At 72.3% G+C, this 12,973-nt stretch carries 13 protein-coding genes; 10 read left to right on the top strand and 3 right to left on the bottom strand.

The window, feature by feature from the left end; translation table 11 throughout:
• The first annotated feature begins 114 nt into the window (after nt 1-114).
• A complete protein-coding gene (gene cimA / locus ABZU74_RS04135; protein ID WP_355418336.1) occupies nt 115-1,698 on the top strand; it encodes a citramalate synthase in 1,584 nt (527 codons plus the stop codon).
• A gap of 22 nt (nt 1,699-1,720) precedes the next feature.
• On the opposite strand, the gene ABZU74_RS04130 is transcribed toward cimA, so the two are convergent.
• A complete protein-coding gene (locus tag ABZU74_RS04130) occupies nt 1,721-2,659 on the bottom strand; it encodes an endonuclease/exonuclease/phosphatase family protein (RefSeq protein ID WP_355419127.1) in 939 nt (312 codons plus the stop codon).
• A gap of 388 nt (nt 2,660-3,047) precedes the next feature.
• Between ABZU74_RS04130 and ABZU74_RS04125 the strand changes: the two genes are divergently transcribed.
• From ABZU74_RS04125 to ABZU74_RS04085, 9 genes are all read left to right on the top strand, one after another.
• Nucleotides 3,048-3,557, top strand: a complete 510-nt coding sequence (locus tag ABZU74_RS04125; RefSeq protein WP_355418334.1) for a hypothetical protein — start codon at nt 3,048-3,050, stop codon at nt 3,555-3,557.
• 380 nt (nt 3,558-3,937) lie between these two features.
• Nucleotides 3,938-4,987, top strand: coding sequence for a MoxR family ATPase (locus ABZU74_RS04120; RefSeq protein WP_355418332.1), 1,050 nt, complete (start codon nt 3,938-3,940; stop codon nt 4,985-4,987).
• Complete coding sequence (locus tag ABZU74_RS04115) at nt 4,984-5,997, top strand: DUF58 domain-containing protein (protein WP_355418330.1); 1,014 nt, start codon at nt 4,984-4,986, stop codon at nt 5,995-5,997. The genes ABZU74_RS04120 and ABZU74_RS04115 overlap by 4 nt, the downstream gene beginning before the upstream one ends.
• Nucleotides 5,994-6,953, top strand: a complete 960-nt coding sequence (locus ABZU74_RS04110) for a VWA domain-containing protein (protein ID WP_355418328.1) — start codon at nt 5,994-5,996, stop codon at nt 6,951-6,953. Before ABZU74_RS04115 ends, ABZU74_RS04110 begins: the two co-directional genes overlap by 4 nt.
• A gap of 38 nt (nt 6,954-6,991) precedes the next feature.
• Nucleotides 6,992-7,861 carry a trypsin-like peptidase domain-containing protein gene (locus ABZU74_RS04105; RefSeq protein WP_355418326.1) on the top strand — a complete coding sequence of 290 codons (870 nt, stop codon included), beginning with the start codon at nt 6,992-6,994 and terminating at the stop codon, nt 7,859-7,861.
• 98 nt (nt 7,862-7,959) lie between these two features.
• Nucleotides 7,960-8,256: a hypothetical protein gene (locus tag ABZU74_RS04100; protein ID WP_355418324.1), complete on the top strand. Its 297-nt coding sequence runs from the start codon at nt 7,960-7,962 to the stop codon at nt 8,254-8,256.
• A 34-nt stretch (nt 8,257-8,290) separates the two neighbouring features.
• The gene (arfB, locus tag ABZU74_RS04095; RefSeq protein WP_355418322.1) at nt 8,291-8,716 is read left to right on the top strand and encodes an alternative ribosome rescue aminoacyl-tRNA hydrolase ArfB; all 426 of its coding nucleotides are present in this window, start codon (nt 8,291-8,293) and stop codon (nt 8,714-8,716) included.
• Between the two features lie 120 nt (nt 8,717-8,836).
• Entirely contained in the window at nt 8,837-9,835 is a 999-nt protein-coding gene (locus ABZU74_RS04090; protein ID WP_355418320.1) for an aldo/keto reductase, read from the top strand.
• A 73-nt stretch (nt 9,836-9,908) separates the two neighbouring features.
• Nucleotides 9,909-10,505: a TetR family transcriptional regulator gene (locus tag ABZU74_RS04085; protein WP_355418318.1), complete on the top strand. Its 597-nt coding sequence runs from the start codon at nt 9,909-9,911 to the stop codon at nt 10,503-10,505.
• Between the two features lie 14 nt (nt 10,506-10,519).
• Here the strand turns inward: ABZU74_RS04085 and ABZU74_RS04080 are convergent, their stop codons facing one another.
• Nucleotides 10,520-11,386, bottom strand: coding sequence for a 3-methyladenine DNA glycosylase (locus ABZU74_RS04080; protein ID WP_355418316.1), 867 nt, complete (start codon nt 11,384-11,386; stop codon nt 10,520-10,522).
• A gap of 34 nt (nt 11,387-11,420) precedes the next feature.
• Nucleotides 11,421-12,845 (bottom strand): hypothetical protein, encoded by a 1,425-nt coding sequence (locus ABZU74_RS04075; protein ID WP_355418314.1) that lies wholly within the window; start codon nt 12,843-12,845, stop codon nt 11,421-11,423.
• Nucleotides 12,846-12,973: the final 128 nt, after the last annotated feature.

Below are 12,973 nucleotides of genomic sequence, written 5' to 3'. Positions count from 1 at the left end.
TGACCAGCACCGCCCTGATTATTGCGACCTAGCGCGCCGGCTCTCCCCTCTGCCGAGCGCGCAGACCTCCCGCATCCGCGGGAGGTCTTTTTGTTGCTCCGAGAAAGGATCCTGATGACGTTCCAGGTCTTCGACACCACGTTGCGCGACGGCGCCCAGCGCGAGGGGCTCACCTACTCAGTGGTCGACAAGCTGGCCGTGGCCCGGCTGCTCGACGAGTTCGGCGTCGGCTTCATCGAGGGCGGCTGGCCGGGCGCGGTACCCAAGGACACCGAGTTCTTCCGCCGCGCCCGCACCGAGCTGGACCTGCGGCACGCCGTACTCGTCGCGTTCGGCGCCACCCGCAAGGCCGGGGTCCCGGTCGCGGACGATCCCCAGGTGCGCGCCCTGCTGGACGCGCAGACGCCGGCGGTGGCCCTGGTCGCCAAGGCCGACATCCGGCATGTCGAGCGTGCGCTGCGCACCACCGGCGCGGAGAACCTCGCGATGATCCACGACACCGTCGACCACCTCGTCCGCGAGGGCCGAAGGGTCTTCGTCGACGGCGAACACTTCTTCGACGGCTACCGGCACGACCCCGCGTACGGCACGGCCGTGGTGCAGGCCGCACTCGCCGCGGGCGCCGAGCGGATGGTGCTCTGCGACACCAACGGCGGCATGCTGCCGTCCCAGGTGACCGCCGCGATCGTCGACCTGACCAACCGACTCGGCGTCGACCCCGCGCTGTTCGGCATACACGCGCAGAACGACACAGCGTGCGCCGTGGCCAACACGATCGCCGCCGTCGAGGCGGGTGTCCGTCATGTGCAGGGCACCGCCAACGGGTACGGCGAGCGCCCGGGCAACGCCGACATCTTCGCTGTCGTCGCCAACCTTCAGCTCAAGCTCGGCATGCCCGTCCTACCGGAGGGCTGCCTGGCGCAGATGGTGCGGGTCTCGCACGCCATCGCCGAGATCGCCAACATCGCCCCCGACACCCACCAGGCGTACGCCGGGGCCGCTGCCTTCGCCCACAAGGCGGGGTTGCACGCGAGCGCGATCAAGGTCGACCCGTTGCTCTACAACCACGTGGACCCGTCGGTGGTGGGCAACGACATGCGGATCCTGATCACCGAGATGGCCGGTCGGGCCAGCGTCGAGCTCAAGAGTCGTGAGCTCGGCCTGGACCTGGCCGGCAGCCCGGACGCCCTGACCCGGGTCACCAAGCGGGTCAAGGAGTTGGAGGCGGGGGGCTGGTCCTTCGAGGCGGCCGATGCCTCCTTCGAGTTGCTGGTCCGCTCCGAGCTGCCGGAGGGCAGTCCGGCTCGACCGTTCACCCTGGAGTCGTACCGGGTGTTGGTCGAGCACCGCGAGGACGGCGCGGTCGTCTCCGAGGCGACCGTCAAGATCCGGGTTCGCGGTGAGCGGGTGATCGCCACCGCCGAGGGCAACGGCCCGGTCAACGCGCTCGACGAGGCGCTGCGGGTGGGGCTGACGCGGCACTATCCGCAGTTGCGCGACTTCGAGTTGGCCGACTACAAGGTGCGCATCCTGGAGGGCAGCCACGGCACCGGCGCGGTCACCCGGGTGCTGTTGGAAACCTCCGACGACAGCGGCCGAGACTGGACCACTGTCGGCGTCCACCCCAACGTGGTCGAGGCCAGCTGGCACGCCCTGGTGGACGCCCTCACCTACGGCCTGGCCCCCGCCTCCGTCTGACTCTCCGCCTCCCCGCCCTCGGTCAGGGGGCGGGGAGGGTGAGGGTGGCTTGGACGGGGCGGTGGTCGCTGCCGGGTAGGGCGAACACCCGCACCGAGTGGATCGCTATGCGGTGGTCGACCAGGACGTGGTCGATGGTGACGGGTGGGATGAGGTCGCCGTCGTACGGACCCCAGGTGCCGATCAGGCCCTGCCCGGTGGCGTCGGCGGCGTCGACGTAACCGCTGCGCAGCAGGGCCCGCAGTGGGCCGTGGTCGAGGGTCGCGTTGAAGTCCCCGGCGAGGATCCGTAAGCCACCGTCCGGGGTGGCCGGTGGTTGGGCGGTCAGGTCGGCACGCCAGGCGTCCACCTGGTCCAGCGCGTACGGCGCCGAGGGGTGGGCCGACTCGACGCGGACCGGGGGTCCGCCGGGGACGGACACCGTCGCGTACGCCTGGGTGAAGCCCCAACCGTCGAGGTTGCGCCGGACGCCGACGTCGGTGAGCGGCCACCGTGAGTAGAGCCCGGAGCCGGCGGTGCCGATTTCCGGGTTGAGCTGCCGGTGCGGCAGCAGCGTGTCCAGGCCGAGCCGATCCAGAGCGGCCTGCGCGTCCGGGGTGAACTCCTGCACGGTGAGCACGTCCACCTGGTGCCGGCGGACCAGGTCCACAAGTGTTCCCGCGTCACCGGCGCCAGCGAGCAGGTTGGCGGTGAGCAGCCGCACGGTCGGCCCGGCCGCCGCCGGCTGCGGGCTGGCCAGCGCCCGAGGTGTGACGGTGCCGAGCAACGCCACCGCCGCCAGGGCCGCGAGCGCCGCCGGCCACCAACGCCGTAGGGCGAGCGCGAGGCCCAGGACCAGCACGCTGCCGCCCGCGACGTACGGCGTGAAGGCGAGCGCCTGCACCAACGGCCCCCGGTCCAGGCCGAGCAGTCGGGCAACCGCCCAGAGTGCTGTGGGTACGACGGCAAGCCAGCAGAGCACAGTGCCGAGCCGAGCGTTCCGGCGCGCGGGCGGAGCGTCGATGATCACGGCGATGATCCTAGTCGGGCCCCGCGAAGCCATTTCATGAATGGCGGTGGGCTCACATTTCACAATTATCTGACAGCTGGTTGACACCTCGGAAAAGCGAGATCAACTATTGACTGACGGCTTTTTCCGGTGCTACGTTCCATCTGGCTTAAACGACGCAACTCTGAGTAGTAACCGCAGCTCAGGGGGGATGTAGATCGTCGAGAAATCAACCTCGTCGGGTGTAAGTGAATCAGCTTTCCCCCACCCACGTTGCCGTCGTACGCCTATTTATTGGCAGTCATCCGTCCCGCCCCCGCGGGTCGGCCGAATTCGCACGCTCACACAAGGGGGACCTGTCATGACCACATCCTTCCGACGTAAGGCGGCAGCGGTCACGTTCGCCGTCCTGGGGCTCAGTCTCGCCGGCGGGGGCATCGCTATCGCCCAGCCGTCGGCGAAGGCGCCGCAGGAGGCCGTCCAACCGGCGGCACGCCACACGAACGCGCAGCCTCCGGTCACCGCCGAGTCGGCGCGCAAGGCTAAGGCCGCGCTGAAGGCGGGTGCGGCCACCACGCTGGTGGCCACCAACGCCTTCACCGTCGTCAACTCCAACGGCACCAAGGCGCGTGGCACCGGCACCGTGATCAAGTACGGCCCCGGCCAGTACGAGGTGCAGTTCGGCTACACCGTCTCGGCCGGTGCCTTCCTGGCCACCATCTCGCGGTCCGACGCCTGCTGCATCCCGCCGGCCGGCGAGATCTCGGTCGCGCCCCGGCTGAGCACGCCCAACGCGGTCTTCGTGCAGACCCGCAACTCGGCCGGGACCCCGGCTGACCTGGGCTTCACCCTGCTCACCCACACGCCCTGACCGAACCGACACCCGGCCCCCGTTGCCTGTGGCGCGGGGGCCGGACCTCGTGCCGCAGACACCTCCGCTCAGCCTTGATCCACTCGCTTTCCTGAAAGTCGCTGTGTCCTGAGCGGGGGACACCCCGACTTCCGTGAAACCCGAGTGGATCAGCACGGTCGACGGCGCCACGGCCCGGTCGACGGTCCACCAGTGCCGTCCTCGACCGGTTCGTACCCGGTCGGGCACTCCATGGTCGGTCACTGTCCGTTGTCCGCCCCTCGACTGACTCGCGACGGTCGTCACCCTTCCGCGCGGCTCATCCCCATTCCGGCCACTCCGGGCCGGTCCGGCCCGCACAATCCGACGTTTGCCGGGCGTGTGCCCGGGAAGCAAGCACCGTGACGGACATCTCGGACACCCTGGCCAGCATGCCCAGCCCGGTCGATCCGGAGCCGACCGGCATCGAGCTGGAACAGACCCTCTTCGAGGTCAAACGCGTGATCGTCGGGCAGGATCGCCTCGTCGAACGCCTGCTCACCGCCCTGGTCGCCAACGGACACTGCCTCCTGGAGGGGGTGCCCGGCGTGGCCAAGACACTTGCCGCGCAGACCCTCGCGACAGTTGTCGGCGGCACCTTCTCCCGGATCCAGTTCACCCCCGACCTGGTGCCCTCCGACATCGTCGGCACCCGGATCTACCGGGCGTCCAAGGAGACCTTCGACATCGAACTGGGCCCGATCATGGCCAACCTGGTGCTGGCCGACGAGATCAACCGGGCCCCGGCCAAGGTCCAGTCGGCGCTGCTGGAGGCGATGGCCGAACGGCAGGTCTCGATCGGCGGACGAAGCTGGCCGGTCCCGGAGCCGTTCCTGGTGCTGGCCACCCAGAACCCGATCGAGTCGGAGGGGGTCTACCAGCTCCCGGAGGCGCAGCGCGACCGGTTCCTGATGAAGGTGGTGGTCGACTACCCCAGCGACGCCGACGAGCTGGCCATCCTCTACCGGATGAGCACCGACCGGCCGACCCCGCGCCAGGTGCTCGACGCGCAACGGCTGCGGGACCTCCAGGTGCACGCCGAGCGGGTCTTCGTCCACCACGCGCTGGCCGAGTACGTGGTGCGGCTGATCCTCGCCACCCGCGACCCGGGCCGGTTCGGTCTGCCGGAGATCGCCCCACTGTTGGCGTACGGGGCCAGCCCTCGGGCCACCCTGGGCCTGGTCGCGGCCGCCCGGGCACAGGCCCTGCTGCGGGGGCGGGAGTACGTGCTGCCCGAAGACATCCGTGACCTGGCCGTCGACGTCCTCGCCCACCGGCTGGTGCTCTCCTTCGACGCGGTGGCCGACGGGGTGTCAGCCGAGAGCCTGGTGCGACGGCTCGTCGAGGCGGTACCGCCGCCCCGGCTGGCCACCGGACACCCGCAGCAGACACCGGACCTGGCGGCGGCATGAGACGCGCCACCACCGCGTCCGCCGACCCCGGCCTGGCCGAGCTGGCCCCGGACCAGCGCCTGCGCCGCCTGGAGCTGACCGTCACACGCCGACTGAACGGCCTGCTGCACGGCCAGTACCGCGGTCTGCTGCCCGGTCCGGGCAGTGAACCGTCAGGCAGTCGCGAATACCGGCCGGGCGAGGACGAGGTCCGCCGGATGGACTGGGCGGTGACGGCCCGGACCGCGGTTCCGCACGTCCGGCAGGTCGACGCCGACCGGGAACTGACCACCTGGCTGCTCGTCGACGGCAGCGCCAGCATGGAGTTCGGCACCGCCGAGCTGGACAAACGGGAACTGGCGGTGGCCGCCGTCGCGGCGGTCGGTTTCCTGACCGCAGGCGTCGGCAACCGCCTCGGCGCCCAGGTGCTGCGCGCCGACGGGGTACGCCGCTTCCCAGCCCGCAGCGGGCGTACCCATCTGCTCGCCCTGCTCCGCGCGCTGCTCGCCGCCCCACGGGCCACCGCGCCCACCGACCGGCCGTGGCGTGGGCCGACGGCCCGACCGCCCGATCTCGCCGACGGCCTCGACGCGCTGCACCGCATCGCCAACCGGCGTGGGCTGGTCGTCGTGGTCTCCGACTTCCTCGACGGCCTACCCGACGATCCCGGCCAGGCAGCGCCCTGGGAGCGGACCATGCGCCGGCTGGCCGTCCGACACCAGGTACTGGCGATCGAGGTGACCGACCCGCGTGAGCTGGAGCTGCCGGACGTCGGCCTGATCACGCTCGTCGACCCGGAGACCGGCCGGCACCGCGAGGTGTGCACATCGGACCGTGGGCTGCGGGAGCGGTACGCGCAGGCCGCCGCCGCCCAACGCGAACAGGTCCACCAGGCGTTACGCCGCAGTGGGGCCACCCACCTCGCGCTGCGCACCGACGGGGACTGGAGTGCGGACATCGTCCGGCACGTGCACACCCAGCGTCGGCTGGCCGCCGCGCCGGTCGGCCAGCCCCGGGGAGGTGCCGCGTGATCTGGCAGTCGCCGCTGCGACTCTGGCTGCTGCTCGGCGTGCTCGCCCTGGTCGTCGCGTACCTGGTGATGCAGCGGAGACGCAGCCGCTACGCGGTCCGCTTCACCAACCTGCGGCTGCTCGACCGGGTGGCGCCGGAGCGGCCCGCCTGGCGTCGGCACGTACCGGCCGGGCTCTTCCTGGCCATGCTGGCGCTGCTCGTGGTCGGCTTCGCCCGCCCGAGCGCCGAGGTCCGGGTGCCCCGGGAACGGGCCACGGTGATGGTGGCGGTCGACGTCTCCACGTCGATGCTCGCCACCGACGTCGACCCGGACCGGTTGGCCGCGGCGAAGGAGGCTGCCCGGCGCTTCGTGGAGGGCCTGCCCGACGAGTTCAACGTGGGTCTCGTCGCGTTCGCCGGCAGCGCCGCCGTGCTGGTGCCCCCGGGCACCGACCGGGACGCTCTCGACGAGGGGATCGACCGGCTCGCCGAGGGCATCACAGGCGTCCAGGGCACCGCGATCGGCGAGGCCATCAACACCTCACTCGGCGCGGTCAAGAGCCTGGACAGCGAAGCCGCGAAGGAGACCCCGCCCGCCCGGATCATCCTGCTCTCCGACGGCGCGAACACCTCCGGGATGGACCCGATGGAGGCGGCCGCGGAAGCGGTGAAGGCGGAGGTGCCGGTGCACTCGATCTCGTTCGGCACACCGTCCGGGTTCGTCGATCGCGGTGGCCGGCCCATCCAGGTGCCGGTGGACGGCCAGACCCTCAAGGCGGTCGCCGAGGAGACCGGCGGAATGTTCCACGAGGCCAGCACCACCGACGAGTTGCGCGCCGTGTACGACGACATCGGCAGCTCGGTCGGTTACCGCACGGAGCGGCAGGACGTCTCGGCCCGGTTCATCGGCCTCGGGCTGGTGTTCGCGATGGGCGCCGCTGCCGGCTCGATGCGCTGGTTCTCCCGACTGCCCTGACCGCCGAGCACAACCGACGTCGACCGTGAGGAGTACGCATGGCAGTGCAGACCGGACTGGGCGAACCGCGCGGTCCCTGGTTCATCTCGCCGGAACTCGACCCGGACGGGCGCGGGTGGTGGGACGCGCCCGAGCGTGACCCGGGCGGGCGGCGGCCCGGGCGGCTGCTCGCCGTGCTGGGCGTGGTGGCGGTCTCGGCCGTCTCCGGTGCTCTCGCCGGTGGCGTGGTGGCCAGCCGGGACGGGGCTGGTGGGCCGGCTGCCGCGTCCGCCGCCCCGGTGCCGGCCGAGCTGGTCACGGCGGCCGAGCGGACCGTACCCGGTGTGGTGTCGGTGCTGGCCGGCGGCGCGACCAGCGGGTCCACGACCGGCGGGTCCGCGACCGGCTCCGGCTTCGCCGTGGACGACCAGCAGCACCTGATCACCAACGACCACATCCTGGCCAAGGGGGGTGGCGGGCCGGTGACCGTGGAACTGCCCGACGGCCGGCGGTTCGCCGCCGAGGTGGTCGGACGGGAGCCGCGCAGCGACCTGGCGGTGCTGAAGGTGCCCGCATCGGCCGGTCTCACCCCGCTGCCCCTGGCCAAGCCGGGCGCGACCCGGGTCGGTGAGCCGGTCCTCGCGGTGGGTTCGCCGCTCGGCCTTGCGGGAACGGTCACCGCGGGCATCGTCAGCGCGCTGGACCGGCAGGTGCGGCTCGGCAACAACCGGCACAGCGCGGTGCAGACCGACGCGTCCATCAACCCCGGCAACTCCGGTGGGCCACTTGTCAACGCGCGCGGGGAGGTGGTCGGGGTGAACACCGCCATCGCCACCATCGACGGAAACGGCTCGATCGGCATCGGGTTCGCCATCCCGATCGACCAGGTGCAGCAGACCGCGGACACGATCATCGGCAAGGGCGGCTGAACTGCCCGAACGCCCTTACCGGGGCTGCCACTGTCAGATATCCGGCCGGACGGCATCGGACCATGGAAATATTACGCTCGGTATGGATACTGGCGGAGGTGGAGCGTCCTCTTCTCACGGTCCTCCTGCTGGTGGGCCTGGTCATCGGATGTGCAGTGGGGTCGGCGTACGCCCGGGCACGACGCGGGTGGAACGATTACCAGACCGTCAAGAAATCGGTGCCAGGCGCCCGCCGGGGCGCCTGGTCGCTGATCCGTGGCGTCGCCGTGAAGGCCGCGGTGATCGGGCTGCTGCTCTTCGGCGCGGTGGCGTACGCGGCCGTCGGCTCCGACGAGGAGACCGCCGGGCCGGCGCCCAGTACGTCCCCAACCCAGAGCGAGCCTCCGCACCGATAACCCCCGGCAGCCCGTGGCGGGTTAGCCTCGGGACGTGGACGACGGACTGCGGGTGACCGACCGGTGGGTCGTCCCCGCCGGAGAGCTACGGGAGCGGTTCTCCCGCTCCTCGGGGCCGGGCGGGCAGGGTGTGAACACTGCGGACTCCCGCGTCGAGCTCAGCTACGACCTGGCCAACTCGCCCGCCGTGCCCGACTGGCTGCGGTCGCGGGCGCTGGCCCGGCTGGCCAACCGCCTCGTTGACGGGGTGCTGACGATCGCCGCCAGCGAGCACCGGGCCCAGTTGGCCAACCGGGAGGCGGCCCGGGCACGGATGACCGCCCTGCTGCGGGAGGCCGCCGAGCCCCCACCTCCGACTCGTCGAGCGACCCGCCCGTCCCGTGGGGCGAAGGAGCGCCGGTTGGCCGAGAAGAAGCGCCAGTCCCAGCGCAAGCGCGACCGTCGAACAGACGGCGAGTAACAAACCACCCGATCAGTCCCTCCGTCGCCGGGGTTCCTTCGAATATGGGGTGACAGAATCTGAAATCTGTTACCCAAAGGGTGTACGCTCAGCATGTCACCCAGGTGAGAGGAACACCCCATGAACACCCGCACCCTCGGCACCACCGGTCCGACCGTCTCCGCGCTCGGGCTCGGCCTGATGGGCATGTCGGACCTCTACGGTGCCGCCGACGAGGCCGAGAGCATCGCCACCATCCACGCCGCACTGGACGCCGGCATCACCCTGCTGGACACCGGCGACTTCTACGGCATGGGGCACAACGAGCTGCTGCTGCGCGACGCGTTGCGCGGCCGCAACCGCGACAACGCCCTGATCAGCGTGAAGTTCGGCGCTCTGCGCGACGCCGACGGCGGTTGGAACGGCGTCGACGTCCGCCCCGCCGCGATCAAGAACTTCCTGGCGTACACCCTGCGCCGTCTCGGCACCGACCACGTCGACATCTACCGCCCGGCCCGGCTTTCCCCGGACGTCCCGGTGGAGGACGTGGTCGGCGCCCTGGCCGAGCTGGTCAAGGCCGGTCACATCCGCCACATCGGTCTGTCCGAGGTGAGCGCGGAAACCCTGCGCCGGGCGCACGCCGTGCACCCGATCACCGACCTGCAGATCGAATACTCGCTGATCTCCCGCAACCCGGAGACCGACATCCTGCCGACGGCCCGCGAGCTCGGCGTCGGGATCACCGCCTACGGGGTGCTGTCCCGCGGGCTCATCAGCGGCCACTGGACGACGCGGCGGGAAACCTCCGACGCCGACTTCCGCAGCCACCTGCCCCGATTCTCCGGCGACAACCTGGACCGCAACCTGGCCCTGGTGGACGCGCTGCGCGCCATCGCGGAACCCCGGGGCGTCACCGTGGCGCAGATCGCCATCGCCTGGGTGCTCGCCCGCGGCGAGAACATCGTGCCCCTGATCGGCGCCCGCCGCCGGGACCGGCTCACCGAGGCACTGGGGGCCGCGGCGATCACACTCACCGAGGCCGACCTCGCTGCCATCGAAGCCGCCATTCCCGCGGGCGCGGCCGCCGGAACTCGCTACGACGAGGCGCAGATGGCCCACCTGGACAGCGAGCGGGCGTGACCACCCGGCCGTGGCGCGTCCGCCGGCTGGGGGTCGCGCCACGGCCGGCAGCGCCGTCAGGAAGGCTGGGGCGATGAGCGACGCCACCGCCCTGACGGCCGACCGCATCCTCGACACCGCCGAGGAGGTGCTGCGCCGCTACGGGCCGGCCAAGGCCACCGTGCTGGACGTCGCCCGCGCGCTGGGCGTGAGCCACGGCAGCGTCTACCGGCACTTCGCCAGCAAGGCGGCGCTGCGCGACGCGGTCGCCGAACGGTGGCTGGCCCGGGTGTCCACCCCGCTGATCGAGGTGGCCACCGGGCCCGACCCGGCTCCGCGACGGCTGCGTCGATGGCTGGCGGAGCTGAGTGGCACCAAACGCCGGATGGCGCGGGAGGACCCCGAGCTGTTCGACAACTTCCACCAGCTCGCCACCCTCTCCGAGGGCGCGGTCGCCACCCACCTGGAGGTCCTCGCCGGTCAACTCAGCCTGATCGTCGCGGACGGGGTGACGGCCGGCGAATTCTCCGTGCCCGACCCGGCGGTGGCCGGCCGGGCCCTGTTGCAGGCCACCGCCCGGTTCCACCACCCGGCCCACCGGGCCGACTGGAACGAGCCCGGCCTCGACGACGACATGGAAGCGGTGGTGGCGCTGCTCATCGACGGCCTGCGCACCCGCCCGGCAACCTGAGCGGCCGACCCGGGTCAGGCCGGGACGGCGGCGAGCAGCCGGTCGCGCAGCGCCGCGGCCCGCTCGGCGAACCCGCGCTGCGCCGCCGCGTACTCCGCCCGGCCGTCCGGAGTCTCCACCCGCACCGGCGGGTAGCCGAGTGCCGCCAGGTCGTACGGGCTGGCCCGCATGTCCAGCGTGCGGATGTCCCGGGCCAGGTCGAACGCGTCGGCCACCAGCTCCGAGGAGACCAACGGCGACAGCTTGTACGCCCACTTGTACAGATCCATGTTGGCGTGCAGGCAGCCCGGCTGCTCGTGCGCGTGCTGCGTCTCCCGGGTCGGGGTGAGCAGGTTCAACGGGCGGGCCGGCGGGGTGAAGAACCGGAACGCGTCGAAGTGGCTGCACCGCACGCCCCGCTCCTCGACGACCTCGGCGGTGCGTTCCGCGCTCAGTCGCAGCGGCCAGGCGTTGTGCCGCAGCTCCTCCCGGGTCTGCCGGTAGACCATCGCCCACTCGTGCATCCCGAAGCAGCCGAAGTGCGGCGCCCGTCCACGCGTCGCCGCCAACAGGGAGCGGACCCAGGCGATCGATTCGCCGCGCCGGGCCCGTACCCCATCGGTGTCGAGGGTGACCCCGGCGGCACCGGCGCGGTAGTCGCGGCCGAACTCGGCCGGATCGGCGTCCCGCAGCTCGACCCCGGGCCCCGGGTGCCAGCGACGCAGCTGGGCCGGGCGGTGCGAGTAGTAGGTGAACAGGAAGTCGGCCACCGGATGCCGCTCACCGCGTCGCCGCCGGGCCAGGTGCGGGGTCAGCCAGACGTCCACCCGCTCCTCGTGGGCCCGCCGGCGGGCCTGCCACTGCGCCACATCGAGCACGGCGGGGGCGAGGGCGGCGGTCACGCACCCCAGGGTACGACCGCCGCCCAGACACCGGTCAGGGCATCTGCACCCGGACCCCGGCGGAGAACACCCCGCTGCGCAGCTCCAGCTGCTGGGGCGGATCCCGCCCATCGACTGTGAAGACCAGCGGAAGCACCATCCGGGTGCCGGCCGCCATCGGGTCGGCGAAGACGTCCCGACCCAGGTTCGCCGTCCGGGTGGCCGACTCGTCAGCGCTCACCCAGCGGCCACCGGGCAGGTACGCCCGTTGCAGCTCGCTGTGCCAGGGCTGGTGGTCGCCGGTGACGTTGCGCACGCCCACGGTCGCCTCGCAGCGTCGGCCGTTGGCAGGTGCGGCGCCACCGCCGTCGGGCTTGCCCGCGGTGCCGGGCGCGCCGCAGATCATCCGGTACACGGTGAACTCGAACGCCGACTCGCGCAACGGCACGCCCATCGACCCGGTGACCCCGGTGCCCATCCACGCGCCGCTGGTGGGCTGCTTCTGCGTGTCGATCGACGCGACCTGCCGGGTCGCCGTCCAACCCGCGGTGCCGACCACAGCCGCCAGCACCACGACGGCGGCGCCCACCAACATCCAGACCGGAGGGGTACGCCGACGCCGCACCGGGCTCGGGGCTGCCGGCCGGGGATAGACCGTCCCGCGGCCACCCTCGGCCCCGCCGCCGGTGGCGAGTGCGGCAGCCGTCACCCGACGCCCGCGCCGACGTCGCCACACCCACAGCAGGGCGGAGCTGATCAGCAGCAGGACCGCCAGTCCGGCGAGCAGCACCGGGTAGCGGCGCCACGGCGGCGCTTCGGTCACCTCGGCCGCCGGTGCCACCGCCGCCTGCCAGGTGGCCGTGGCGCAGTCGTACGGCCGGCTGCCGTCACTGGTGAACGCGCAGGTCGGCGCGGTCAGCGGACGGCCCGGCGCGGTCGCGGCGAGCGCGGTGCCCAGCGTGGTGGTGCTGTGCGCGGGCAGCCGCAACCGCCAGGTCACCTCGGTGGCCGATCCGCCGGCCGGGGTGGACCGGCGGCCACCACCGCTGATCGCGGTCGTCGACGAACCGGCCGGCAGTTCCTGACGCACAGTGGTCTCCAGCGGCGAGTTGCTCACGTTGCGCACCTGGATCCGGTACCTCGGTGCCGGGCTGCTCTCCGTCGCGACCGCCACCGTGACCTGTTGCGGGGGCGCGGACGCCGGTGCCCGGGTCGGCGGTGCCATCGCCGGTGGCGCCGAGGGCGGGGTGGGCTCGGCCACCCGCGCGACCATCGCCACCGGCGGCCGGGTGGCCGCTGCTGCTGGTGTGGCAGCCGGTGGCGCCGGTGTGGCAGCCGTTGGCCGCGGAGTGGCGGCCGGTGGTCGTGGCGCGGCCGCCGCCTCCGGAGCCGCCGTCGGCAGGGCCGGCACGGCGGCGAGGATGCCGAGGCAGTGCACGAACACTGCGAGGGCTCTGTGGTGTCGTGTCGATGCAGGCATACGAACGAACCTCCGGAGCCGACGCTAGGGGCGAGCCGCCTCCGTGCGGGTACGAATTCCGGAAGCCCGCCCCGGTCACCTCCAGCTCCGGTAGGGTGCCGCGCGGTGACGGGTTGAGCACACCGGAG

The sequence above is a fragment of the Micromonospora sp. NPDC005171 genome (assembly GCF_040608575.1).
In the GTDB taxonomy this organism is placed as follows: domain Bacteria; phylum Actinomycetota; class Actinomycetes; order Mycobacteriales; family Micromonosporaceae; genus Micromonospora.
This window is presented reverse-complemented; position numbering and strand designations above follow the sequence as displayed.